The sequence below is a fragment of the Paenibacillus sp. SRL342 genome, from assembly GCF_984798905.1.
On record NZ_OZ481790.1, the window covers coordinates 6,686,107 to 6,712,428 of the forward strand.

Genomic DNA, 26,322 nt, shown 5'->3' on the forward strand with positions numbered 1-26,322 from the left:
CTCTGTGGTTATAAAGATGAAGTTCACTTTCTATTGTAACGTAACCAGCTCGGAATAAAAGGGCTTTGCCTCAGAAAATGGAAAATGAAAAAAAACGCACCATAACAGGTGCGCCGAATAAAGATTTGTCTTCTGATCATGATTTAAGGCAAAGTAATACTCAATGCATTCAACAGATCAGCCTGTCTGACTGGCTTCGTCAGGACAGCATCAAAGGCTTCTGCTTCATGCAATTCAATGTGTATACCATAAGGAACAAGAACAATGACGGGCAGATCCTCCAGTCGCTGTTTCAGTTCTTGTACAAAATCGACCGCGCCGCCTTCCAGTAATCCCATATCTACAACGGCTACATCAGGCATGAATCCTTCGTTGATCCAATCATGCGCTAATGTCAAATTCGAGGTCATGTGTACATCCATCTCCCACCTACGCATCAGGGAAGAGACGCCTTGCAAAATGTCAGGGTCCTTGGCGAGTAACACCTTTTTCCCTTTTAACCGTTGCTGAACACTTGCGAGTTGAGGTAACTCCCAGTATCTGCGTAACGGAAGGGATATGTTGAATTCCGTCTCATTTTCCTTCACACTGCTCACCTGAATATGGCCATGCATGAGAATGGCAAGATTCTGGCTTACAGCCAGACCCAGATTGCTTCCAATCAGTTTTTGGATATTCAACTTCTCTTCTTGGCTGTTAAAGGTTTGGATCTTCTTATCCGATAACGTCTGACCTGTGTAATTCACCTTGAGCAGAAGTGTACCCGTCTCTTCGGTGTCTTCTCCGTTCACCACTGCCGTGATCAGGACGGAGCCCTCACGCGTTGAATCGAGAGCGTATTGAATGACATGTGCAAGCAGCTGTCCGATCTTGATCTCATCACCAACGAATACTTGCGACACATTCAGCTCCAGATTCAATCCCAGCTCAATGTTCTTGCCAGCCGCAATTCCCGCATAAAGATAGACCGTATTCTCGATTGTACCTACCAGATCGAAAGGATCATCATGTATAACCGTTTTACCTGCCTCATTGATGTTGAAATTCATCATATTGTTCAACAAAGTAAGCAGAATATTGCCGCTCGTCTCAATCATATTCACATATTCTGACTGCTCCTCAGGCATATCCGGTGTACGTATCAGATCTGTCAGTCCCAGAATGCCGTTCAACGGATTACGAATCTCATGACTCATCAGCTTGAGCATCTGTGATTTGGTCATGGCCTCCGATTCAGCTCGTTCTTTCTCTGCCTGGAGCTGCTGTTGCATTTGTTCCGAATCACTCAATTTACGCTCCTGAAGATGCAGTGTGCTCTCCAGGTCCACAACATAGCCAAGGAATACAGCCATCGCCTTCAGCGTCTTCATGTCGGTTTCACTGATTACATAATCAGGATTATCCATCAGACAGATGGTCCCGAATGTTTCGCCAGATCTTCGCATGATGGGCACGCCCACGAAGAAACGATTGCCGAGCCCACTCGTGACATCCATGAATCTTGTCATCGGATGTTCACATGTATTCTGGATTGTAAGGTTCTCATGTTTATCTTTTAATACCAAGCTGCAGTAAGAATCTTCAAATGGAAGTTCGCTACCTTTTACAATCAATTCTTCCTTGCGATTGAACGCCTCCAGAATGACATTCGTCAAACCGTCATTCGTAGCAACAAAGATGGTATTGACCTTCAATATACCACTTAGTACGTCTACAATATGGGCCGCAGCTTCCTTTATATCTTCATAGAAGCCTCTCGTAATGCCTTCTGCCGTCCCCATGATCCACCCCTTTTATCTTAGCTGCACTATCCAATCTGTAGATCATAATTGTGTAATCACGTACAAGGGTTCATCAAAAAATCCGAATAGCTGTCACAATCTATACTTATATGTTTAACACCGTAGCTGTATAAGAGAATCATACTTCCTGTTTATTGCCCATTTGCGGTCAAAACAGTTCTTAAACGGATGGATTAACAAACGAAAAACTATGGCAAAACGCCTTTTCAGATTGATCAAGGTCCATCTTGTCCGACTTCGGATATTATCCTTGCAGGATAACTAGAAATTATACGCTTCTACTCAAACTTTGGGAACCTTTATCCACAGCAATTAAAGGAAAGTCCACTTTGTCCTGTGAACTATGTGACCATTATCACACCCAAAAAACCACATATAGTTTATAAATGGATAAGACGAATCTACATATAGTGTTATACGGAAATTGAATGATATTCAATCATTTTAGGAGGAACCTTACATGAACATGCTTGAGTATGCCACTCCACCGGCATCCGATCTATTATCCGACCTGGGAAGACGAATTATTGGCGCAGAAGACGCCGATACGCTGAGGGAAAATGCCAATCTGAACGGAGACTCCTTCAGCGGCAAGATGAGCAGGCTCGGTTCGGAGACAGCCAAGTGGCATGCTCTGCGTCATGTGTTGCCGGAAGAGCTTGCCCAAGCTGTGGAGAATGGGGATCTGTATGTACACGATCTGGACCAGTATGCACTTGGAACGACCAACTGCATCTTTATCCCGTTTGACCGTCTTCTTGCTGCGGGTTTCAATACAGGCAACGGATCGGTTCGCACACCTCAGACAATCATGTCTGCAATGGCTCTGGTTGCGATCATCTTCCAATCCCAGCAGAACAGTCAATATGGCGGTGTGTCAGCCAATAAAATCGACTGGGATCTGGCTCCCTATGTACAGCGATCGTTCCGCAAACATTACCGCAAAGGACAACGACTCTTTGGTGAGCATGCCCTGCTCGAGGATGAACAGCTTCATCTGGACAGCATCGAAGCGAAGAATCAGTGCCCGCAGGCGTATGCCTTCGCCTATGAAGAGACTGAACTGGAGACAGGACAAGCTGCTGAATCGCTGATTCATAACCTGAATACGATGAGCAGTCGTGCAGGTGGCCAGATTCCATTCACTTCACTGAACTATGGATTATGTACATCAGCAGAAGGTCGGTTGGTATCACGCTCGTTGCTGGAAGCAACCATCCGTGGCCTGGGCAACGGGGAGACTCCCGTGTTCCCTCAACATATTTTCCAGTGCAAACAGGGGATCAATCAGGCTCAAGGAGAGCCGAACTATGATTTGTTCCGTCTCGCAGTCACCTGTTCATCCCGGCGGATGTATCCCAACTTTGTCAATGTGGATGCCTCTTTCAATCTGCCTTTCTATCATCCGGAAGATCCGGATACGATCATCGCCACCATGGGATGCCGCACACGTACACTGGCTGACCGATTTGGTCGCAATCGTCAAAGTGGTAAAGGTAATCTGTCCTTCAACACCATTAACCTCGTCAAGCTCGGCATCCGGTTTGGCATCTGCCAAGGCAGCAGAGCCGTTGCAGATCGGGCAGGGTTCTATACTGCTTTGGAGTCGGTTATGCATAATGCCGCTTCCGGCCTGCTGCACCGCTACCAAATTCAGACAGCACAACCTGCTAAGGCATCCGACTTCATGATGCGGGAGGGAGTATGGGAAGGTGGAGAACAGCTTGGCCCGAACGAGCCGGTTGCCGATCTTTTGAAGCATGGAACATTATCTCTTGGTTTTATCGGTCTTGCGGAATGTATGACAGCTCTCTATGGGCGCCATCATGGGCAGGACACTCATGTACATCGTGAAGCACTGAACATTATTCGGACCATGCGAGAATTCTGTGATCGGATGAGCGAGCAGCATAACCTGAATATCACCCTGTTTGCCACACCTGCTGAAGGGTTGTCCGGCAAATTCACGAAAATCGACAGGGAGCATTATGGTCTCATTCCTGGAGTTAATGATCGGGAGTATTATACGAACTCATTCCATATCCCGGTATACCATACTCTTCCAGCTTATCGGAAGATTGAACTGGAGGCCCCTTTCCATACGTTATGTAATGCGGGTGCAATCTCCTATGTGGAGCTTGACGGAAACGTTCGGGCCAACACCGCAGCTTTCCTGCGAATTGTGCAGTATGCACTGGCGCAGGATATCGGTTATTTCTCCATTAATCATCCGATTGATCGCTGCCCTGCATGTGGTTATGAAGGCGTCATTGGAGATGTATGCCCAAGCTGTGAAGCTCACGAGAACCATGTACACTTCCAGCGGTTGCGCCGCGTAACGGGCTATCTGACCGGAGATTACAAAGTACGCTTCAATGCTGCGAAGCAAGCCGAAGTGCGGGATCGGGTGAAGCACCGGTGAATCTATATGGTTACATTCCAGAATCGGTGAATGAAGGGACAGGCCTGCGCGCCGTGTTGTTCATCAGCGGATGTCGTCACGCCTGTCCGGGCTGCTTCAGTCCGGATTCATGGAGCTTTCGAGCGGGTGAGCCCTTTACAGAGGAGCGGCAGCAGCAGATTCTGCATGAAGTGACGACCCATCCATTGCTGGATGGCGTTACGTTGTGTGGTGGTGATCCCTTTTTCTCGGCAGCAGAATGTACGTCTTGGGTTCAGCAGCTCCGCGCTGCACGTCCTGATCTGACGGTATGGGCCTACACGGGATTTGAATATGAAGAACTGATTACCGACCCTGCGAGAGCGGAGCTTGCCCGGTTGTGCGATGTGATTATTGACGGTCGATATATTGAAGCGGAGCGTGATGTCTCTCTTCCTTTCCGCGGCAGCCGGAACCAGCGTTTGATTGATGTCCGTGCAACACTAGCCACTCGAACCATCGTTACAATGCAGCTCAGTATGCGGTAAACATTGGTTTTATTCCCCTCAACAACTAACAAGGCACGGGTCCCCAGGGGACTCGTGTCTTGTTGGCTTATAACAGTCTGCTTTAAGAAATAGGTTTTATCCATTCTCTCTATTTCCTTCTCTATTGCATGACGATATATTATATAGGTAGTTATTAAGTTAGCATTTAAAATTTAACCGCTTACATAAGGTAACCAGGGAGGAATCATCTTTTATATGGATATTGTTCAAGCATTAATTACATGTATGCCTTTCTTTCGAGACACCATCCGTCAAGATGTAACTCTGTCCGTTATTGACCATGAGAAATTCCTCTATTTCTCAGCAGGGGAATCGTTAAAGCAACTGAATTATCAACCTGGCGACCCTCTATTGGATGGAAATCGAAATTTTGCTGATCTCAACGGCGGTACAGTCAAACGATTCGATCACTACCCTAAAGATTTGTTCGGTGTTCCTTTTGACGTAGCTTTCATTCCCATTAAAAATGAACAAGGTGAAATCATCGCCCTGTTTAACCTGCTCTACAGTATGGATGACCAGGACCAGCTGCAACAACTCATGGATGCTACCGAAAATCTGACCAACCAGTTAATTGACAGTGTACAGCATGTAGCTGCACATTCCGAGGAACTCAGTGCCACAACCGAAGAGATCCGGAATAATTCCAAACAAGCCGTACAGAAATCAGGCAATGTCACTCAGGTCGCCAGTTTCATTCGTGAAATCTCCGAGCAAACCAATCTGCTCGGCTTGAATGCAGCTATTGAAGCTGCTCGTGTAGGTGAAGCAGGTGCAGGTTTTGGCGTTGTTGCCAAAGAAATTCGCAAACTGTCTGTGGATACCAAAGAAGCGACGGCACGTATTGAAGATTCTCTTCTCTCAGTTCGGCAATCCATTCAAGGCATGGAGAATGAACTTGGGGAGATCACGGCAAGCTCCCAAGAGCAGGCTGAACTCGTAAATAATTTTATGAACACAATTGAGCAACTGAATGAAACCAACAAACAATTGAAGCAATTTGTGCAAAAAATGATTACGTTTGACGGTAAATAAAGATACGTTTAATAGCAAACAATAAACTAAAGCCTCCGAATGTATTCGGAGGCTTTATCATTAGCTATATGACTTAACAAATCTCGAAGTGACTGATGCGTACTCCTGCTGACAGCACAATGTATACATCCTGCTTACCTGCTGCACCTGTGAGTTCCGCCTTCACGGTAGACCACTGCTGGGCTTCACCTTGTGCCAGTTCCACACGTCCTGCGAGCGTACCCTCCGGAGAGCCGAGTCGCACTTCCAACACAGCGCCTGCTTGTTCTGCGGATACACGAGCTTCAATTGCTACTACCCCACTACCCAGATCGGCATCCTTGAAGGCAATCCATCCCTGCTCTCCAACTACATGGACAGCACTTCCGCCCTCTTTACTCTCATCCAGATCAACACCCAGGTAAGCATCATAATTCTCGGCACGAGTAGCCACAGCCAGATTACGAGCAGGGATTGTCTCTCCTTCTACCGTCAAGTCTGCAACCAGCTGAACATCAGAGGATGACTTGGCAACCATAATAGAGTAAGTTCCACTTTCCACGACATACCGATCACGAGTTACATCCCAGATGGCCAGTTCCTGAACAGGCAAGGTGAAGCTGACTTTTGCTGTAGCTCCCGCTTCGATATGAAGACGACGGAATCCTTTTAACGTTTTGAGTGGACGTTTCACCCGGGATTTGCCTGCACGAACGTACAACTGTACAACCTCGTCACTGGCAATTGAACCGGTATTGGTTACATCTACAGTTACCGTAACGCTGCCCTCTGTACCCACTTGAGTTGGGCTAAGTTCCAAATTGCTGTATTTAAACGTTGCATACGTCAGACCATGTCCAAACGGATACAATACATTACCTTCAAAATATTGATATGTCCGACCGGATTGAATGATATCGTAATCCTTGATGTCGGTCAGTTGATCTGCTGATTGTACCCATGTCATGTTCAAACGTCCGGCAGGCGCATAGTCGCCATAGAGTACGTCAGCCACTGCGTTACCCAGTTCCTGTCCTGCGTGTGAAGTGTACAATACTGCCGGGATGTTCTCCTGAACCCAATTCGATGTGAATGGATAACTACCCACGATGACCACAACTGTATTCGGGTTCGCGGCATAGACCGCCTCAACCAGACGTTGCTGAGATTCGGCCAGATCCAGACTTGGACGATCAATTTCTTCTTTACCATTTACAAGCGGATTATTACCCACAAAGACAATTGCCGTTTCCGCAGCCTTGGCAGCTTCTACTGCTTCCTCAAGTCCATTCACAATAATATCCTGCTTGAATGTCTCTGTGGCGCCAAAGGTTTTCAGGTCTTCGGACACCGCAAATGCATCGTTTCCACCATTAGGTGCAGTCACCGTTTTGCCATTCCAAGTGGTCAGACCTACACTGCCATCCTCTTGTGGCAACAGGTGGAATACTTCCTTCACGAACCAGCCGTACACTTCATCTGCGGAAGCCGTTACGGTCTCTTCATCTGTGGTCAGATATTTGCCGTTGCTTTCCGCCTGCAAGGTATAACTTCCGAAGCCCCAGTCGGACACCATGAACGTTTCTGCTTCTCCCGAAGTAATCACAGGTGATTTCTCACCTTCTGCCAGTCCAATTTTCTTCCCATTGGCTACGGAAGTTAACGTAATGCGATCATTTCCATCCTTGAACGATACTTTATCGCTGCCTACTTTGCCACGGATCGCTTCAAGTGGGGATACGTTATACGGCATGGTGCCTGCATACCAGTCACGATAGACCGTTCCACCCAGTTGACCAATCACAGCCACTTTACCAGCTTTTGTTTTGTCCAGCGGGAGCGTGCCTTTGTCGTTTTTGAGCAATACCACTTGTTCTCTTGCGGCTCTGAGCGACAGTTCTTTTGCTTTCTCTGTCATCATGGACTCTTCACCGATAGAAGCATACGGGTTGCCCTCTTCCGGATCGAACTCACCCATACGGAAACGCACACGGAATGTATTGAACAACGCCTTGTCGATGTCATCCATCGTGAGCGTACCTTGTTCCAATCCTTCACGCAGTGCCTGTTTGGACAGCTCAGCATCATCGGTGATGCTATCAATTCCGGCCTTCACAGATTCTACCGTACCCGGTGTGTGGGAATCATAGTATTTATGATCGTTCTTGATGCCCATTACGTCGCCTGCATCACTGACAATGAAACCATCCATGCCCCATTCGCCTTTGACAATCTCGTTCACAAATGGATGCAACAACGCTGGTGTACCATTAATGGAGTTGTACGCCGTCATCATAGACTGTGCGCCGCCTTCTTTAAATGGCTTCTCAAACGCCTTCAGATAATATTCACGCATGTTGCGCGGATCAATGCTGGACGAACCGCTTCCGCGATCCACTTCGTTATTATTCGCAAGAAAATGCTTCAAGGTAGCGACCGCTTTGTAATACTTCGGATGGTCGCCCTGAATTCCTTTGACCAATGCTGTTGTCAGCTCGGCTGTCAGTTCCGGATCTTCACCATACGCCTCTTCATTCCGTCCCCAGCGCGGGTCACGTTCCATATCTACTGTAGGTGCCCACAGGGTAAGACCGTTCACTGCCGGATTGCGTTTATAAAATACACGTGCCTCGTCTCCAAGCACGGAACCAATCTCTTTCATCAAATCCGCATCCCATGTGCATGCCAGCCCCACCGGTTGTGGGAAAGATGTTGCTTCTCCAAGCCAGGCCAAGCCGTGGGCAGCTTCTGTTCCGTGTTTGTATGCAGGTACACCCAAACGGTCTACTGCCGGTTGATATTGCAGCATGGATTCAATTTTTTCATCTTCCGTCAAGCGGGATACAAGGTCCTTCACACGGGTGTCTAACTCTAGTGCTGTATCTTGAAACGGATATTTCGTTTGGTTGGTGGTCATAAAGAATCTCCTTTGGTTATCGGTAGTTAATTAAAATGATAGCGAATACATATATCAAGAAAAAACGGGGATTAATTCGGATGAAATCTTTCTTCCAATAGATAGATTAATCCTTTTATAATCAACGTTTACAGGTGTAACACCTGATCTCCTTTTCAAAACCTAAAACGATTTCGGTGATTCTATCATATAGCATGTTTAACAAAAAAAACAGAGGTTCTGTGCAGGAAATTGTGAACATCCCCTCTGCAAAATCTAAACAACACCGTTTTTTCCTGGCATAGTCTGGCAATCATGAATAAGAGTACAACGATGTGCGCTGAACAACATCCCATGCGATAGATTGAAGATAATCAAGGAGGAAAAAAAATGAGCGACAATCAGCAGCCCAAGACGGGTCTGCCCCCGGTCCCCGAATCACTGTGGCGTGCTACGCATGAATTCGATAGCTATCCGAAACTGACAGAAGATATTACCGCTGATGTGGCTATTATCGGTGCCGGTATTGCAGGCATTACCACCGCGTATCTGCTGGCACAGACGGGTATGCGTGTGGTCGTGCTAGAGGCTGGAAAAGTACTGGATGGTACGACCGGCCATACCACGGCCAAGGTATCTGCCCAACACGGTGTCATATTTGATGAAATTATGCATCATTTCGGACAAGAACAGGCTCGAATGTACTATGAAGGTAATGCCGATGCCGCGAAGTGGATGCGCAATCTGGTGAAGGAAAAACAGATTGATTGCCAGTGGGCAGAGGAAGATGCCTACGTCTACATTCAATCGGAGGAAAACATCAAAAAACTGGAGATCGAGCTGACCGCCTATGGCAAACTCAATATTCCTGGTGAGTGGGTCGATCCCCTCCCCATTCCGGTTCCCGCAAGAGCAGGCATTCGCATGCCGGGTCAGGCACGATATGATCCGCTGGCCTACCTTCACTTCTTGCTTAATTCAGCCGTAAAACACGGGGTACAGATCTACGAGCATACGACAGTTACGGATGTAGAGGAAGATGCTTCTCTGCATGTAAGAACCTATGGCGATGGCCCATCTGTAACAGCAGAACATGTTGTTGTAGCTTCTCATTTCCCTGTCTATGATCCCGGATTCTATTTCACGCGGTTACATGCGGAACGATCCTACGCCGTATTAGTCGAACCGGAGAAACCCTATGCCGGCGGCATGTACATCTCGGACGATACACCGTCCCGCTCCTTGCGTACCGTCTTACATGACGGCAAGGAACTTATCCTCTTTGGCGGCGAAAATCACAAAACCGGACAAGGCATCTGCACCTTCGGTCATTATGAACGCCTGGAGCAGTTCGCAGCGGAGACATTTGGCATCCGCAACATCCCTTTTCGCTGGTCAGCCCAGGATCTAATCTCTATCGACAAGGTGCCCTACATTGGACCGATTACCGGAAGACATGAACGTGTCTATGTGGCGACCGGGTTTGCCAAATGGGGTATGACGACTGGTACGATGGCAGGACACATTCTTGCGGATCGCATCACTGGACGTGACAACCCTCATGCTGCCATATTCGATCCGGCAAGATTCAAAGCTGATCCTGGTATGAAACACTTTATAGTGGAAAATGTGAATGTAGCCAAGGAATTAATCTCCGGTAAAGTGGGCATTGTGCACAAAAACGTTAGCGATATTGGTGAAGACGAAGGAGCCGTCGTTCGTCATAAAGGCAAACGTGCTGGCGCCTATAAGGACAACAGTGGCAAGCTGTTTCTGGTGGATACCACCTGCACCCATCTGGGGTGCGAAGTCGAATGGAACGAGGGCGAGCGTTCGTGGGATTGCCCATGCCATGGTTCCCGCTTCGATTATGCAGGCCATGTCATTGAGGGCCCTGCTGTGGAAGACCTTAAAGTTCTGGATGCACAAGAATAACCGACATTTAGCGATTCACCTGTAAACCAAAGAAACCAAAGTTCATCTCACAGACCGGATCGGAATCCGCCTTCAGACGGAAGCAACCGATCCGGTTTTTGCGTATGCTGAATTATATAGCTAAACAGGCAGCCTCGGCTAAGCATCCACATTAAACGAACTTATGATCGAGAAATCGTGATACGGAACTATTTTAAAGTCACTACCTTGCATTAAACAGTACTGGATGCTATGATGACTTCACCACTACTGAACAATATACACTAGCGATAAATGAAGCTACGAAGGAGGAACCTGTGTGAATGTGAACATCCAGTTCAAAAAAGGAGTATTGGAGCTGTGCGTCCTGGTATTAATTAACCGCCAGGATCGGTATGGCTACGAACTGGCTCAGGCGGTCTCCAAACATATCGAAGTTGCTGAAGGTGCACTGTATCCCTTGCTTCGCCGGCTTGTGAATGACGGTTACTGCACCACCTACCTGCAAGAATCAAGCGAAGGACCGCCGCGCAAGTATTACCGACTGTCTGATACAGGTCGCGACTACATGACGGCACTGACAACAGAATGGAATGAATTTGTGCGCAATGTCGCAAATCTGATTGAGGAAGGAATCCCTAATGAATAGACAACAATTTATGAAAGCCATGGAAGTTCATCTACGGCCGATGGACCCATTCGAACGGGCTGAGTTGCTCGCCGACTATGATCAACATTTCGAGCTCGGACTACGAGAAGGCCGACTGGAAGAAGAGATTGCTCGGGAACTGGGACACCCGGAAGAGATCGCCAAGGAAGCACTTGGTGATCGTTATGACATTCATACGCCGGGTTCAGATGCGTTCTATGCACCGACGTATCGCGAAATGCGGTCACCTAGAAACAACACCAGAGCCACTCGCAAATTTTTCACAGCCATCGGCCTGTTATTCCTGAATCTAATTCTTGGCATTCCTCTTGGTCTCATAATGTGGTCGGTATGGCTTGTTATTGCCAGCCTATCCTTGCTGGTATTGGCTCCTGTGGCAGCAGTTTTGGACTTTGTATTCCTGGGGCAACTCGATAAACCGGAAATTTTCGTTGCGATTGGCGCTTTCGGTGTCGGCATTTTGTTTGCTATCGTATCGAAGTATGTCTTTAGAGCCTTCAAAATCGTCACTCTTCAATATATTAGATGGAATAAAAACACGATGAAAGGAGATGTTTCCGCATGAGTACCAAAAAATGGCTTGCGCTCGCCGTGATATGTATCGGAATAGGTTTACTTGGAACATCCATCTATGGCGTTCAGTTCGGGGATGAACGGGAGCATTATTCTAAACGATGGGATTTCAAAGCAGATGAATTGCAGAACATTATCATGAATGCTAATTTCAGTGCAGATATTGAATTTGTTGTAAGCCCGGATTCGAATGGTTATATCGAAGTGGATGGCAAATGGGACTCTGCCGTAATCAAAAGCTTCGAACAAGCCAATTTATCCAACGGCACATTCCAACTGTCTCAGACAGAACGTGAACGATTACAATTTTTCACCCTGTATTGGAATTATCAAGACTCCACAATAACTGTGGCCCTGCCCGAAGGGCACCAATTAAATGAGGTTAAGCTGGATTCTTCTTCAAGTGACTGGGATCTGACAGATCTGAGTGCCAAGCAGCTTGAGCTGAATAACACCTCAGGTTCCATACGTCTGGAAAACATCAAGGTACCACGTATTGAGCTGGATCTAACTTCGGGTGACATTACCGCTTCCATGATTGATGGAGACATGACCGTGAAACAGACATCGGGAAGCCTCACTGTTGATCAGGTAATAGGTCATGTAAACAGTGAGATCGAATCAGGTGATATTGAGATCACTGAATTAAACGGCGCAGCCGATGTTCAATTCACTTCGGGTAGTATTCATATTGAACAGTCCCATGCCGCCCCGATTAATGCGTCTGGAACATCAGGAGATATTTTCATTCAAGCTGCACCTGATTTTGACGGAATCTATGACGCTAAGGCTACTTCCGGAAGTGTAGATGTACCTGAATCGCCAATGGTGAGCCGGGAAGTGATCAAGGCCCGTACTTCTTCTGGCAGCATCGAGATTACCAAATAGTGATGAAGCCAATTTCCGAACTGTGGGTAATAATAGTATAATTGAATGCTAGTCCATTTCTAAGGAGGAATTACCCACATGGAACTTAAAAATAAAACAGCGATCATCACAGGTGCCGGAAAAGGTATCGGCCGTGCCATCGCTGAAGCACTTGCAAAAGAAGGAGTGCACCTCGGCCTTATTGCACGTACCGCTTCCGATCTTCAGGCTCTGCAACAGTCACTTAGTCAACAATACGGTGTAAAAGTAACCAGTGCTGTAGCAGATATCTCGGATCGCACGCAGGCGGAAGCCGCTGTAGCAGCCATTGAGATGGAACTCGGCGCGGTGGATATTCTCATCAATAATGCAGGGATCGGAAAGTTCGGGACGTTCATGGAGATGGAACCGGAAGAGTGGGAGCGCATCCTGCATGTTAATGTCATGGGTACATACTACGTGACTCGTGCTGTCCTTCCGAGCATGATCAAGGAAAGTAGCGGCAGCATTATCAATATTGCTTCCACTGCAGGTGAGCGCGGATTCGCTACAGGTTCGGCATACTGTGCGTCCAAGTTTGCACTACTCGGCATGACCGAATCTCTGATGCAAGAAGTGCGCAAGTCCAACATTCGTGTGACAGCACTGACTCCAAGCACCGTTAATACGGAGCTTGCGACCAATGCCGGACTGAAAATTGGCGACGAAGATCGCATGATGCAAGCGGAAGATGTAGCTGAACTTGCACTCGCAACGCTCAAGCTGTCCGACCGTGTCTTTGTCAAAGCAGCAGGCATCTGGACGACTAATCCACAGTAGACAGAGGCCCTCTGACCTTTCTAAGGAATCTCTCGCACCTTATTGTTCCCTTTTGCAGGAATTGAGAAACGTAACGAATCATAGCGACGTTATTTCGCCACAAGTCTGTGGAATGTAGCCAAATTACACACACAGCAGTGAAATAAAGCGTCTGAGATTCGTTACATCTCGATATCTGCTTAAAATCATCTAATAGGGCTCGCTCATTTCGTTAGAAAATAAAAGGACGTTTCCCATTGTACATGTATGCAGGTTCGCATGTTCATGACTTGGGAGTCGTCCTTTTTTATTCTATAAATGATCCAGACCCAATTCTTTGGACACCGCAATGAGCACCACCGCAGGTTCCTCACCGATATTGGTCACTTCATGAGGCACTATTGCATTCCAGGTAAACGAATCACCCACATCAAGAACCTCCACATCTTCGCATTGCTCCGCACGAATCTTGCCCTGCAACACCAGATGGCTTTCCTCCCCGGCATGTTTGCTCACCCCGGTTGAAGCACCTGGCGGTAACTCCACAATGGACATATGCATCGCACCTTTGGCTGTAAGCTGCTGCACCTTGATCTGTCCGCTTCCGGCTGTCGTCTCCTTGCGCTCGTTCTTACGTACCACATTCATCCGCTGCTCCGGTGTAAGCAGCAAATAGGGAAGTGGCACTTCCAGATAATCCGCAATACTTTCAAGCGTAGCAATGGAAGGTGACGTTTTGTTATTTTCCACGTTACTAATAAAACCTTTGGACAACCCCGTGCCCTCGCACATCTGCATGATCGTAATCTGTTTCTGCTTGCGGATCGTACGAATAGCCAAGCCAATATCCATATTGCGTCCCTCCCCTTCTATTGATCTATATAAAACATCAGACGTAAGCTTAGCTACTTCTGGTTATCTATTCAGCACGTGCCTCCACAAATATAATCCGATTGCCAAACGGATCTGTCACGGTCATTTCTCTTGATTTCCAAGGGGTCTCCTCTATACCGGGTCTCGCATGTTTGTACTCTTTCTGACGAAGTGCACCATGGAATGTATCCAAGTTATCCGTTTCCACGCGCAAGGCAGCTCCAGGTGTACAATCTCCATGATGTTCAGACAGATGAATCACGATGGAATCAAGCGAAATCTGCATATATAAGGGCATATTTTGCTCAAATCGATGTTCCCAATCCAATTGGAAACCCAGGTATTCCAGGTAGAACTCTCTAGCTTTATTTTCATCAAATATTCTCAAAATAGGCACGATACTTTTTAACATCCTGATCACGTCCTCGGGAATAAGATATGAACCATGCGCAGCGGTATTTATTGTAGAACCATTCAAGACTTTTTATAAACAACATATATTCATCATACAAAAAAAGTATTGACCCTACAATGAAACCATGATAAATTTTGTTCATAAATAAGAATATTTATTTCATATTGGTGAACTTATTTGTCAGAACGATATATTTAACTCATTCCTCTTCAGGTGGTGTTTTCAATGAATTCTCCTTATATACATGAAGTCCGATTACCGTCTCATTACAATCCAGATCAGCGTTATCCCGTGATTTTCGCCTTACATGGGATGGGATCAGATGAACAGGATATGCTTCGTTTAATGGAGCCTATGCAGTCTGATTTTATTATTGTTGCTATCCGTGGGCCTATCGTTCAGGGTAGTGGTTATGCTTATTTTCAGATTAAAAGCATTGGCAACCCCATCCGTGAACTGTATGATGCCTCCGTGCTGGGACTGCAACAGTTGATTGTTGATCTTTCCGCCAAATATACTATTGATCCCACGCGGCGTTATATCGCCGGATTTAGCCAGGGCGCCATTATGGCGATGACCCTATCGCTGATTATGGGAGATGCAATTAAAGGCATTGTAGCGATGAGTGGGTACATCCCGCAATTTGTGAAAGACGAGTACAAGCTGCAACCAGATTCGGAGCTGTCTGTGTTCATCTCGCATGGGGATCAGGATCATCTATTCCCGCTCCAACTGGGCGAAGATAACGCCGATTTCTTCCGTCAACATACCAATCACGTCACATATGTACCTTACAACGGTGGGCACCAGGTGACCCCCAATCTATATCAACAATTTCAACACTGGCTTCGGACGGATGCAAATCTGACTATCGAGGACTCGAAAGGACTGAATTCATAATGATGCCATCCCTGTTTGTTGCTCACGGTGCCCCATCACTGGCACTGGAGGAGAATGTGTACACTGAATTTCTGCAAAAACTAGGACCGGAACTGCCGAAACCCAAAGCAATCGTATTGTTCTCTGCTCACTGGGAATCCACAACTCAGCTTGTATCCTCGGTAGCCAACTATGAGACCATTTATGATTTCGGCGGTTTCCAGCCCGAGCTGTATCAGATCAAGTATCCGGCTCAAGGACAGGCAGAAACCACTGCCGAAGTGGAGCGTTTATTTGCAGAAGCCGGGATTCCGGTACAAACGGATGATGTTCGTGGCCTGGATCACGGCGCTTGGGTTGTTCTACGCCTGCTCTACCCTGATGCGGATATTCCCGTAGTTGCCTTGTCTGTGAATCGCTATCTGACAGGTGAGCAGCAATATCAAGTTGGACAGGCACTCGCTTCCTTACGTGAGCAAGACATTCTTGTCATTGGCAGCGGCGGAACCGTCCACAATCTACGTCGATTGAACTGGGAAAGTAACGGCGTTGACCCGTGGGCATCAGAGTTCGACAACTGGCTGCATGACAAGCTGGTGAGTTGGGATACGGAGTCTCTCTTCTCCTATGATAAACTGGCCCCTTCAGCTCAAGCCGCCGTGCCTACGCCGGAGCATTTTGTACCGCTGTTACTCGCCATGGGTGCGGGAGATCAGAACAAACGTGCATCGCTCCTGTTTAAAGCCTATCAGTATGGCAATCTGAGCTTGTCCTGTTGGAAGTTTGAATAAGAGGACTATGTAAAAGATTAGTTGCATTATATAGTAGATAAAAAATAAGCGTGGGTAACAGGGATCATTCCTGTTGCCCACGCTTTATTTGTTGTTAGGAGCGACTTTCATGATGGTTGTATGTAATCGATTCGGATGGAGACAGGTGTGCTGATATGCAACAACCGCCTTTGAATAATGAGACCATTGTAGTATGTAAGCAAGGACTCCGGTTTCTTGTGTGCTTTTCTGGATTATAACTATAATATGAGGTGAAATCAGGCACAGTTTGCTCGCATTATCACTCACCATATTATCTGAATAGCTCATACGGAGGGAATTGGATGCCAGAACAGCGTATATATGAATTGATGGATGAACTGGATATGTTGCTGGAGGAGAAGGTACAGGATGAGGAAAACCGGGAGCTACTCAACGAATATCGCGAGTTTGAAGGCGTGACGGATGAGCAGCTTGACGCATTCGAGCAGGAACACGGTATTCAATTACCTGCTGATTTTCGTGCGTTTTATAAACGTAAAGATGGGAGTGGTTATGGCTTTCACGTCTTGTATCCAAGCCTTGAGGAAGGACGGGAATCCGAACCATTTTACCTGTTATCCCTGGAAAAAATTCAAAAGGAGCAGTCCACGCTGGTGGAGAACCGCATGGATGATTATTTGACCGATGAAGAGATCCGTGAGCTTGATCCCCGAATCAAACCCTACCTTTTTCAAAAGAAATGGATCACGTTTGGCATGCTTGGAGGTGGCTCACTGTATCTGATGTTCGACTTTGATCCGACAAAGCAAGGAACGGTTGGACAGATTATTATGTACGTGCATGACCCGGATTTTGTATATTATGTCGCTGGGACGTTTACGGAACTGTTGGAACAGTCCAACCGGAATTTACGTGCCTTGGAGGCCAGTGAGTACTGAGAAAGTATAACGTATCCACACTGGCATCAGCCTACTCCCTAAGGATCACATGATCAGCATGATGATATGACCTTTTTTGCATAATGCTGGGATATGTCAAAGCGGTTATAATAACATTTAGTGGAAATGCACATGCTGTATAGATAAAATGCCTTTTCTACACCTAATACATTGATCTGGGAGGAACACACGAAGTGGCTGAACAACCGAAGTCTGAGAGCTTTATGTCTCTCGTCAAAAAAGGAAACACATCCTCCGCTGTAGCGATGGCAGGTAATGCTGTTCTTGCTGTGTGCAAAGGGGGAGCCTTCCTATTCAGTGGCAGTGGTGCCATGTTCGCTTCGGCGATGCATTCACTCGCTGATGCCATTAACCAAGGGTTTGTCTTTGTCGGAAGTGTGTTGTCCGAGAAAAAACCTACACGCCGCTTCCCGACCGGGTTCGGACGGGTCATCAACATTTTCTGTATGATCGCCGTTATTGTCGTGACGATTATGGCCTATGAGACCATTCATGAGGGGATTCACCTGCTCCAGCATCCTGTTGGTCATACCGGCGGTCTCTGGATTAACATCGGAGTGCTTGTTCTGAACATTGTCATTGACGGGGCCATCCTGATCAAAGCCATGAAGGAAATCCTCAAAGAAGCACGCGCACCTAAAGCCGCCGGATTTGCCTTGGTCCCTGCTGCTATCAAAAATGTAGGCCGTGCTGCGCCACCAACCCGTCTCGTATTCTACGAAGATGTTGTAGCAGTACTCGGTGCAACACTCGCCTTGATCTCCGTTGTAGTCATTGCATTAACCAATTTTGCATTGCTCGATGGCATTGTGACAACGATTATTGGATGTCTGATGATCGCTGTAGCCTTCCGTGTCGGTTACGATAATATGATCGGATTGATTGGTGTAGCGGCTCCGCAGGATATTGAGGACAAAGTGTCCCAAACCATTCTCGCAGACACACACGTTGCCGATATTCAGATGATGCGTATCATTCAGGAAGGCCGTTATTATCATGTCGAAGGTCTGATTGAGTTGACCAAAGGACTCAGCCTGGCTGATGCAGATGACATCAAGTTCCGTATTCAGGAGAAACTGATGACGAACCCCGATATCGCCGACGCTGCCATCTCCATTATTGAGGATGACGGTGTGAACAGCTGGGGCAAGAAACATTCAGATGTGGTGAAATAACAAGCTTCGTTTTGGATAAAAAGAATGACAGAACCCACTCTTCAACAGAGTGGGTTTTTAGTATGTTCAACTACACACTCATCTACAAAGAGGTAGTTGCCCAAATACTTACCTAGACTTTGGTCTAGGTTCACTTTAACTCCAAAGACGGAGGATAGGCTTTTCCAGTTCATGGTATGCTGTGAGTAACGAAAGTATTGCTCTACATACAACCGTTCGGAAATTGATCTTGTATTGAGAAGGAGAGATATTATGGCTAAACGTACGATCCTTGCGCCTGTTCTCATTTTGCTGGGCGTGTACCTGATTCTGAACCAGGGAGGTTCACTCGGTCCGGGTACGATCTTTGCGACCTTCTGGCCCACGTTATTCGTGATTCCACTAGGACTGTTCTTCCACTGGCTCTACTTCTCCATGATTGGCAGAGGGGTTGGACTTCTGGTTCCTGGTGGATTGCTGCTCACGGTTGGTATCGTCTGTCAGATCGCTATGCTGTTTAACAACTGGGGTACGATGTGGCCGGGCTTCATTCTGGCTGTAGCTGTTGGTTTGTTCGAATTATACTGGTTCGGTGGTCGGAACAAATGGTTACTGATCCCCATCAACATTCTAACGGTTATCTCCCTGCTGTTTTTTGCCGTGATGTCGATTGGCACGATGCTGAGCAGTTTGAGCTTTATCCAACCGTTTGTGGCGATTGTGTTGATTATGGGCGGGGCATGGATCATGGTGGGTCGCAAAAAGCGCATGTAACTCTTTGTTCGTTTCCACTGATTACTGCGGTGACAGAACAACTTTGGATCGCTGTTATCCCCGGATTTTTTTGAATCCCATCTAGAAATGGGAAAATCCGTTGATAAAGGCGACCGCTTCGCTTCCTTCGTTTGTTCTGTCTCCTCCGTTAACGTGTCTACGAAAATAATATAACCTGAGCTTTTGCTCTGAAGTAGGTAAAAATAAAGGGATGCTGCTCGTCATTCAATTGAAATGACGAGCAGCATCCCTTTTTTGTTTTTTTTGCAAATCTAACGAACTGTGCACACGTTATTGAGCGATTATTTACTGTGCATTTTAAACTCCAGGAACAGGTCGTTATAATGCGAGAGCATTTTTTTACCCAGATTATCGTAGACCTCCAGCTTGCCTGTCAGTGTCTCGTCTGGATAGAAGCGTTCATCCTCCGAGATGTCCTCTGGCAGCAGCTTAAGGGCCTCAGCGTTTGGTGTGGAATATCCCACATACTCGGCATTGCGAGCCGCATGGTCTGGGTCCAGCATGAAGTTGATAAACTGGTGTGCCCCTTCAATATTACTCGCCGTCTTTGGAATAACCATATTATCGAACCAAAGGTTCGAGCCTTCTTCCGGCACCATGTAATCCAGTTTGTCGTTCTCATCCATAATCTCGGACGCATCCCCGGACCATACAAGTCCAACTGCCGCTTCCTCGTTCGCAAGCAGCATCTTGATCTCGTCACCCACAATTGCTCTGACGTTTGGTGTCAATGTAGACAGCTTCTTCAGCGCTTCTTGCAAATGGTCTTCGTTGGTATCATTCAGAGAATACCCGAGACTGTTCAATCCCATCCCAATGACTTCGCGTGCGCCATCAAGGAGCAGGATTTGATTTTTCAAACGCGGGTCCCACAGGTCATTCCAGCTATCAAACGTCAATCCATCCACCAGCTCAGGATTGTACACAACCCCCACCGTTCCCCAGAAATAAGGGATGGAGTACTTGTTACCTTCATCAAAGGACAAGTCCATGAACCTCGGATCAATGTTGTCCAGGTGAGTTAATTTGCTATGATCCAGCGGTACGAGCAGGTCTTCTTCTTTCATTTTGCTAATCGCATATTCAGAAGGAATCGCCACATCAAACGTAGTTCCGCCCTGCTCAATCTTGGTCAGCATCGCTTCATTGGAATCAAACGTCTGATAGATGACCTTCATGCCGGTCTCGTCCTCAAATTCCTTGAGCAGATCCGGGTCGATATAATCTCCCCAGTTATAGATGGTCAGCGTGTTGCCGCCAGAATACCCCTGACTCTTGTTCAGATACGAAGCCAGGATCATCAGGGCAAAGGCGGCCACGAATACAAGCGCAAATGTCCGTACCAGTTGCTTCATGGACGCAGCCCCTTTCCTCCGGGTGGAATCCGTGTTGCACGGCGGTTAATGAAGTAATATCCGACTACCAGCAGCACCGTGAGCAGGAATAACAGGGTAGACAAAGCATTGATGGACAACGAAACGCCCTGCCTTGCTCTCGAGTATATCTCTACAGAGAGTGTAGAGTAACCATTACCCGTGACAAAGAATGTTACCGCGAAGTCGTCCAGCGAGTACGTCAATGCCATGAAGAATCCGGCAAAAATACCCGGTTTCACGTATGGCAGCACCACACGCGTCAGAATCTGCCATGATCCAGCGCCCAGATCGCGTGCCGCATCCATCAGTGTCGGACTCATCTCCTGTAGCTTCGGCAGTACCATGATGACAACAATCGGCACACTGAACGCAATATGAGACAACAGAACCGAAGTAAAGCCCAGTTTGATGCCAATCATGGTAAACAGGATCAGGAACGATGCACCAATGATGACATCGGGACTCACGATGAGCACGTTATTGAGTGACAGCAGCGTATTTTTGGTCCGTTTGCGACGCACATGGTAGATTGCCAGTGCTCCTGCAACACCAAGGATCGTTGAGATCGCCGATGACAGCAGTGCGATGATAAATGTATTCAGCACAATGATGAGCAGCCGAGTATCAGCGAATACCTCTCTGTACCATTCAAGCGTGAATCCTTCGAAGCTGCGCATATGCCCGCCACTATTGAAGGAATAGAAGATCAGATACGCAATCGGTGCGTACAATATGGCGAATACAACGGCTAGATAGACGTTAGACAGCTTTCCGTTTCTTCCCATTACGCACCTCCTTCTTGCCTGATCCAGTCAGGAACATAATAATCGCCATCGCAATAATCAAAAAGACGGCAATCGTTGAACCCATCCCCCAGTCTTGGGTGACGAGAAAATGCTGTTCGATCGCTGTTCCCAGCGTAATTACACGGTTCCCCGCAATAAGGCGGGTAATCATGAACAGAGACAGCGCAGGAATAAATACAGCCTGACAGCCTGATTTCACACCGCTAATCGTCAGTGGAAAGATAACCCGGCGGAAGGTCAGCCACGATGAGGCCCCCAGATCACGCGCAGCGTAGATCAATGATGGATTCATCTCTTCCAGCGCATTGAAGATCGGCAGAATCATGAATGGAATGAAGATGTACACCGAGACAAAGATAAAACTGAAATCGGTGAACAAAATCTGCTGTGTACCAATACCCACGACTTCAAGTAAGGAGTTGGTTAGACCATACGTTCCGAACAGGCCGATGAAGGCATACGCTTTTAGCAAAAGATTGATCCAGCTTGGCAGAATGATCAGCAGCAACCATAACTGCTTGTGCTTCGTCCGGGTCAGCATATACGCCGTCGGGTAGGAGATCAGCAGCGAGAAGGCCGTAATCAGAAATGCATACCAGAACGAACTGAGCGTCATCTGCAAGTACACCGGTGTGAAGAACCGGGCGTAGTTGCCAAACGTGAAGTTCCCTTCAACGTCGAAGAACGAGTAATAGATGACCAGCAGAACCGGCGCCACAACAAACAACACCATCCATAATACATATGGAATCAGATACGCATTGCGTGTGCTGGCCTTAGTCTGCATGAGCGGCCTCTTGATAGGCTTCGAGTCGTTTATCGAACTCTTCCTCGGTCTCGTTAAAGCGCATAACATGTACCGCTTCCGGGTCAAAATAGAGTCCAATCCGTGCGCCTACAACGGCTTTCTTGGTTGAATGAACAAGCCACTCATTGCCCGCATCGTCGTACGTGGATATCTCGTAATGCACCCCACGGAATAACTGGGAGTCCACATTAACCTTGAGCTTGCCTTGGTCTTCCGTTGTAATCTCCAGATCCTCTGGACGAATGACAATCTCTACCGGCTCGTCCCGCTGGAGACCCTGATCGACACACTCGTGCTGTGCGCCAGCGAATTCCACCACAAAGTCCTGCTTCATTTTGCCCGATACAATGTTCGATTCCCCGATAAAGTCCGCCACAAAGCGGTTAATCGGCTCATCATAGATATCATTCGGTGTACCGCTCTGTTGAATCACGCCGCCATTCAGGACAAAGATCTCATCCGACATCGCTAGAGCCTCTTCCTGATCATGCGTAACAAAGATAAACGTGATGCCCAGTCGCTGTTGCAGCTCCCGTAACTCGTACTGCATTTCGGTCCGCAGCTTCAGATCGAGTGCTGACAAAGGCTCGTCCAGCAGGAGAATTTCAGGTTCGTTCACAATGGCACGTGCAATCGCGACACGTTGCCGTTGTCCGCCAGACATTTCACCAATTTCACGGTTTTCATAACCGGACAGATTGACGAATTTGAGGGCTTCCAACACTTTGCTGCGAATTTCAGCTGTTTTCATCTTTTTGATCCGCAAACCAAAAGCTACGTTCTCAAATACATTCAAATGTGGAAATAACGCGTAATCCTGAAATACAGTATTCACCTGCCGCTGGTGGGCAGGCACTCGGTTGATGAGCGCACCGTTAAAATAAATACTGCCCTGTGTCGGCTCCGCAAAGCCGGCAATCAGCCGCAATATCGTTGTTTTCCCGCACCCTGACGGGCCAAGAAGCGTATAAAATTTACCCCGCTCAATCTCAAAGCTGACTGCCTTCAATACGGCTTCATCCTGATCGTATTGCTGAGTCACCGCTTCGAAGCGGATAATCGGTTGTTGTTCTGACATGCTTCACATCGCCCCCTTATACTTGAGGTACATCTTAAGTCTGTACACTTTCGTCCATGTTTCCTTATTGATAACCCATCTATTATATATGATTCAGGTATATCCGCAATGGTTTTGATGTAAACACCACGTGTCATTTCTTCTTATTTTCATAAATCCTGCATACATTACGGGTATATGTCGATATCTACGCATTCATTTGGAAAATAAAGCATATTAGGGATTCCATTTTATGTGTGAGAGGAGTCTTGGCTCTTGGAAATTCGTCGTAACCTGCCTTTGCTAATGACCATTTGTTTCCTAAGTCAGATGGGCGGATTCATGATCCTGCCCCTGTTTCCTTTGTTTATTGAGGAATTCGGCCTGTCCGGCTGGATGATGGGGGTTATTTTTGCACTTTTTTATGTAGGGAAAGTAATTGGTGGTGTTCCTGCGGCGGCAATTTATAGAAAACTCGGAGGAAAAAAGTCGCTCATCCTCATGCTGATCCTGTTGGCAGTCTGTATGGGTGGCTTCGCGCTGTCTACTGCTGCGGTGTTATTCGGCCTGCTACGACTGCTGCAAGGGCTCGCTTCCACGGGCCTTACCGTGGTCGTACGTTCCATCATCGGGGATGGGGGCAATGTAGACAACCGCGGCCTGTACAATGGATATATCAGCAGCAGTGAGGGCGGCGGTATGATACTCGGTCCCGTCATTAGTGGCTGGCTGGCTATGCATTGGCCGCTGTCGGTTCCTTTTTTGCTCGTTACCGTATGTTGTCTGATGGCCGTGGTCGCTGCGATGGGGATGAAGACGACGGCACAAGCTAGAGCCAATCATGGATCTGGGGATACGTTAAGTGATCACCTATTAGAAGATCCTTCGGCTACTGTGACACAAGAACCTATCGATAAATCATCACATTCGCCACTCTCCACGGATAACGTTGTTGTAGATTCCACCATCAGTGAATCCCACCCTTTTGCTGCATCCACTGAACCTCCTCCTTTATCTTCATCACCGTCTGACGCAAAGCATACTCAAGGTTTGTCTACAAGGCTCACACAGCATCAGCAGCTTATCGGTTACGGCACGGTACATTTTCTTGAGATGAGCGCGTATGCGGTATTCCTCACCTATTTTGCACTGTATGCAGCTCACATCATGCATTGGGACCCGTTTGCCACCAGTCTCGCCTTCACCGTCTCCGGGATCTCTACGCTTGCCGCTGCTCCCTTTGTTGGTTATCTCTCTGACCGGTTAGGCGATCGCCTGTTGCTTTGCATGCTCGGCATGTTCCTGATTGGAATCGAAGTTGCTGTATTTCTAAGCACGTCCTCCCATCTATGGGTCTACGTTGGCATGCTCATTGGCGGGGTTGGCGGTGCATGTTACATGGATTCGTTCTTTGCCCATATTGGTGATCACATCCCAGACGAGAGTCGAAGTTCTGTCATAGGCAAAATTGTCTCTGCGGCCGAGATCGGCTCCATCGTATCTCCACTGGTTGCTGCGTTGCTTACGGAAGTTGGATCGCTTTACTCCGTGTTTGTGTTCAACCTGGTGCTGATTGCTGCTGCCATTATAGTTCAGGCCGTGATGCGCAGTCGGTATCGATTGAAAGAGGGGTAGCCCTTCGTTTGGATAAAAAAGGATCACAAAAAATGACCCGCCTGCACAATTAATGTGCAAACGGGCATTTCATTGGTGCATCTCCGGCCTGTGGTTGGTGATTCTCTACCTGTGCATTCTGCTGCTCGCTGCTTCGCGGCTCTGCGGCAGATGCCACACCATCTTTCAGGGTATACGCCTGATCCTGATGGAAAAAGTTCGGCTTCACGATCTCATTACGATAGGAGCTGTGGAATATATGCGTTATAGCCGGGGACACTGGCGGAATCAGCCACACCCAATCTCCGGTCAATTCACGCCCAGCCTTCTCCTCCCGCTGTTCAAATAACTGGAACTGCGCTGCTGCCGTGTGGTGATCCACAATGCTCACACCTGCTTTTTTGAACGAATGCAGCACAGCCACATTCAGCTCTACCAACGCACGGTCCTTCCACAAGGTCGTTTCACTCGAGGTATTCAATCCAAATGCTGCCGCCACTGCAGGCAACTTGTTATACCGAAACGTGTCTGCCAGATTACGGGCGCCGATCTCGGTACCCATATACCAACCATTGAACGGTGCTGCCAGGTAGGACACACCACCAATCTCCAGTCGCATATCGGCGATCATCGGCACACCGTACCAGCGCATGCCAAGCTCCGCAATCTCTTTCCGCTCCGGGTGTTCGATAAGAACTTCCACAATCTCTTCTTCGGGTATAACATACCACTCTGGAGCTTGTCCTTGCGCCTGAATTATGAGTGGCAAGACATCATAGGAGCTACCTGCCCCCTGCCAGCCAAGTGACATCGCCGCCTTGGTCAGTTCCACCGAAGCAGGATCTCCAATAATGCCTTGCTCTGTCTCATATCCTGCATATCGAATGAGCTGATGATTCCAGATACGTACCGGAGTTCCATTCGGCCCATCCGGTGGAAGAATGGTAATCATCGGGATTACTTTGCCACCGTTGGATGCCACATGGATATGATTCAACACAGCTTCTGCTGCCGTCCCTGCCGTATCAGCATGACGTGCGTCCACGATCCGCAATTTATCCCAGAACAGCCGCCCGATGCAGCGGTTGCTGTTCCGCCAGGCCATTTTACAACCTTGCTCCAATTCTTCTGTGGTATGCACATAAGTACCAGTTACTTCGATCTCTCCCATAACGGCAACAAGCCGGGCCTCTGCGTCTTCACGCGAATGGCCCAGCTCTTCATAACATGTATATATAAACCGTTCAGCTTCTTCCTGCAATTGTTCCAGGTCTGACCGCATCGTTCATTCCACCATTCTGTACATCTTGAATGCCATCATTATACGGCA

23 protein-coding genes are annotated in these 26,322 nt (G+C 47.5%); 14 read left to right on the forward strand and 9 right to left on the reverse strand.

The genetic code is table 11. The features are described 5' to 3' along the window. Positions 1-143 precede the first annotated feature (143 nt). Positions 144-1,781 carry a histidine kinase dimerization/phospho-acceptor domain-containing protein gene (locus AC4E8D_RS29645; protein ID WP_237177298.1) on the reverse strand — a complete coding sequence of 546 codons (1,638 nt, stop codon included), beginning with the start codon at positions 1,779-1,781 and terminating at the stop codon, positions 144-146. 481 nt (positions 1,782-2,262) lie between these two features. Here AC4E8D_RS29645 and AC4E8D_RS29650 point away from each other — a divergent pair, with 481 nt between their 5' ends. The 3 genes from AC4E8D_RS29650 (at position 2,263) to AC4E8D_RS29660 (ending at position 5,786) form a co-directional block, all read left to right on the forward strand. Next, on the forward strand, positions 2,263-4,224 hold the full coding sequence (locus tag AC4E8D_RS29650) for an anaerobic ribonucleoside triphosphate reductase (RefSeq protein WP_221825566.1): 1,962 nt from the start codon (positions 2,263-2,265) through the stop codon (positions 4,222-4,224). Beyond that, positions 4,221-4,730, forward strand: a complete 510-nt coding sequence (nrdG, locus tag AC4E8D_RS29655) for an anaerobic ribonucleoside-triphosphate reductase activating protein (protein WP_221825568.1) — start codon at positions 4,221-4,223, stop codon at positions 4,728-4,730. Before AC4E8D_RS29650 ends, nrdG begins: the two co-directional genes overlap by 4 nt. Before the next feature lie 216 nt (positions 4,731-4,946). Then, positions 4,947-5,786 carry a methyl-accepting chemotaxis protein gene (locus AC4E8D_RS29660; protein WP_221825569.1) on the forward strand — a complete coding sequence of 280 codons (840 nt, stop codon included), beginning with the start codon at positions 4,947-4,949 and terminating at the stop codon, positions 5,784-5,786. Positions 5,787-5,859: 73 nt separating this feature from the next. On the opposite strand, the gene AC4E8D_RS29665 is transcribed toward AC4E8D_RS29660, so the two are convergent. Continuing rightward, entirely contained in the window at positions 5,860-8,682 is a 2,823-nt protein-coding gene (locus AC4E8D_RS29665) for a glycoside hydrolase family 3 C-terminal domain-containing protein (RefSeq protein WP_221825574.1), read from the reverse strand. 369 nt (positions 8,683-9,051) lie between these two features. Between AC4E8D_RS29665 and AC4E8D_RS29670 the strand changes: the two genes are divergently transcribed. The 5 genes from AC4E8D_RS29670 (at position 9,052) to AC4E8D_RS29690 (ending at position 13,504) form a co-directional block, all read left to right on the forward strand. Beyond that, positions 9,052-10,596, forward strand: a complete 1,545-nt coding sequence (locus tag AC4E8D_RS29670; protein WP_221825576.1) for an FAD-dependent oxidoreductase — start codon at positions 9,052-9,054, stop codon at positions 10,594-10,596. A 298-nt stretch (positions 10,597-10,894) separates the two neighbouring features. Then, complete coding sequence (locus tag AC4E8D_RS29675; RefSeq protein WP_036667851.1) at positions 10,895-11,224, forward strand: PadR family transcriptional regulator; 330 nt, start codon at positions 10,895-10,897, stop codon at positions 11,222-11,224. Further along, the gene (locus AC4E8D_RS29680) at positions 11,217-11,810 is read left to right on the forward strand and encodes an HAAS signaling domain-containing protein (RefSeq protein ID WP_221825578.1); all 594 of its coding nucleotides are present in this window, start codon (positions 11,217-11,219) and stop codon (positions 11,808-11,810) included. Before AC4E8D_RS29675 ends, AC4E8D_RS29680 begins: the two co-directional genes overlap by 8 nt. Then, on the forward strand, positions 11,807-12,706 hold the full coding sequence (locus AC4E8D_RS29685; RefSeq protein ID WP_490205601.1) for a DUF4097 family beta strand repeat-containing protein: 900 nt from the start codon (positions 11,807-11,809) through the stop codon (positions 12,704-12,706). Before AC4E8D_RS29680 ends, AC4E8D_RS29685 begins: the two co-directional genes overlap by 4 nt. A 78-nt stretch (positions 12,707-12,784) precedes the next feature. Continuing rightward, entirely contained in the window at positions 12,785-13,504 is a 720-nt protein-coding gene (locus tag AC4E8D_RS29690) for a 3-ketoacyl-ACP reductase (protein WP_221825582.1), read from the forward strand. Between the two features lie 291 nt (positions 13,505-13,795). Here the strand turns inward: AC4E8D_RS29690 and AC4E8D_RS29695 are convergent, their stop codons facing one another. Both AC4E8D_RS29695 and AC4E8D_RS29700 read right to left on the reverse strand, forming a co-directional pair. Continuing rightward, positions 13,796-14,335 carry a helix-turn-helix domain-containing protein gene (locus AC4E8D_RS29695; RefSeq protein WP_405130965.1) on the reverse strand — a complete coding sequence of 180 codons (540 nt, stop codon included), beginning with the start codon at positions 14,333-14,335 and terminating at the stop codon, positions 13,796-13,798. Positions 14,336-14,402: 67 nt separating this feature from the next. Next, positions 14,403-14,768 (reverse strand): glyoxalase superfamily protein, encoded by a 366-nt coding sequence (locus AC4E8D_RS29700; protein WP_237177283.1) that lies wholly within the window; start codon positions 14,766-14,768, stop codon positions 14,403-14,405. Positions 14,769-14,996: 228 nt separating this feature from the next. On the opposite strand from AC4E8D_RS29700, the gene AC4E8D_RS29705 reads away from it, so the two are divergent. The 5 genes from AC4E8D_RS29705 (at position 14,997) to AC4E8D_RS29725 (ending at position 19,310) form a co-directional block, all read left to right on the forward strand. Next, positions 14,997-15,671, forward strand: coding sequence for an alpha/beta hydrolase (locus AC4E8D_RS29705; protein WP_490205602.1), 675 nt, complete (start codon positions 14,997-14,999; stop codon positions 15,669-15,671). Continuing rightward, positions 15,671-16,441 (forward strand): DODA-type extradiol aromatic ring-opening family dioxygenase, encoded by a 771-nt coding sequence (locus AC4E8D_RS29710; RefSeq protein ID WP_490205603.1) that lies wholly within the window; start codon positions 15,671-15,673, stop codon positions 16,439-16,441. The genes AC4E8D_RS29705 and AC4E8D_RS29710 overlap by 1 nt, the downstream gene beginning before the upstream one ends. A gap of 323 nt (positions 16,442-16,764) precedes the next feature. Further along, entirely contained in the window at positions 16,765-17,361 is a 597-nt protein-coding gene (locus AC4E8D_RS29715; RefSeq protein WP_490205604.1) for an SMI1/KNR4 family protein, read from the forward strand. A gap of 194 nt (positions 17,362-17,555) precedes the next feature. Beyond that, positions 17,556-18,557, forward strand: a complete 1,002-nt coding sequence (locus AC4E8D_RS29720) for a cation diffusion facilitator family transporter (RefSeq protein WP_091036009.1) — start codon at positions 17,556-17,558, stop codon at positions 18,555-18,557. Between the two features lie 252 nt (positions 18,558-18,809). Further along, complete coding sequence (locus AC4E8D_RS29725) at positions 18,810-19,310, forward strand: hypothetical protein (protein WP_017691802.1); 501 nt, start codon at positions 18,810-18,812, stop codon at positions 19,308-19,310. A gap of 302 nt (positions 19,311-19,612) precedes the next feature. Here AC4E8D_RS29725 and AC4E8D_RS29730 read toward each other — a convergent pair whose 3' ends face one another. From AC4E8D_RS29730 to AC4E8D_RS29745, 4 genes are read right to left on the reverse strand one after another with little or no spacing between them, the layout of a single operon-like run. Further along, positions 19,613-20,686 carry an ABC transporter substrate-binding protein gene (locus AC4E8D_RS29730; RefSeq protein ID WP_339167566.1) on the reverse strand — a complete coding sequence of 358 codons (1,074 nt, stop codon included), beginning with the start codon at positions 20,684-20,686 and terminating at the stop codon, positions 19,613-19,615. After that, positions 20,683-21,492, reverse strand: coding sequence for an ABC transporter permease (locus tag AC4E8D_RS29735; protein ID WP_062836831.1), 810 nt, complete (start codon positions 21,490-21,492; stop codon positions 20,683-20,685). Before AC4E8D_RS29735 ends, AC4E8D_RS29730 begins: the two co-directional genes overlap by 4 nt. Next, positions 21,467-22,300, reverse strand: coding sequence for an ABC transporter permease (locus AC4E8D_RS29740; protein WP_017691799.1), 834 nt, complete (start codon positions 22,298-22,300; stop codon positions 21,467-21,469). The genes AC4E8D_RS29735 and AC4E8D_RS29740 overlap by 26 nt, the downstream gene beginning before the upstream one ends. Then, the gene (locus AC4E8D_RS29745; RefSeq protein ID WP_036612848.1) at positions 22,290-23,399 is read right to left on the reverse strand and encodes an ABC transporter ATP-binding protein; all 1,110 of its coding nucleotides are present in this window, start codon (positions 23,397-23,399) and stop codon (positions 22,290-22,292) included. The genes AC4E8D_RS29740 and AC4E8D_RS29745 overlap by 11 nt, the downstream gene beginning before the upstream one ends. A gap of 255 nt (positions 23,400-23,654) precedes the next feature. On the opposite strand from AC4E8D_RS29745, the gene AC4E8D_RS29750 reads away from it, so the two are divergent. After that, positions 23,655-25,013, forward strand: a complete 1,359-nt coding sequence (locus AC4E8D_RS29750; protein WP_221825600.1) for an MFS transporter — start codon at positions 23,655-23,657, stop codon at positions 25,011-25,013. A 49-nt stretch (positions 25,014-25,062) separates the two neighbouring features. On the opposite strand, the gene AC4E8D_RS29755 is transcribed toward AC4E8D_RS29750, so the two are convergent. Beyond that, positions 25,063-26,274 carry a nitric oxide synthase oxygenase gene (locus AC4E8D_RS29755; RefSeq protein WP_221825605.1) on the reverse strand — a complete coding sequence of 404 codons (1,212 nt, stop codon included), beginning with the start codon at positions 26,272-26,274 and terminating at the stop codon, positions 25,063-25,065. Between the last annotated feature and the right edge of the window lie 48 nt (positions 26,275-26,322).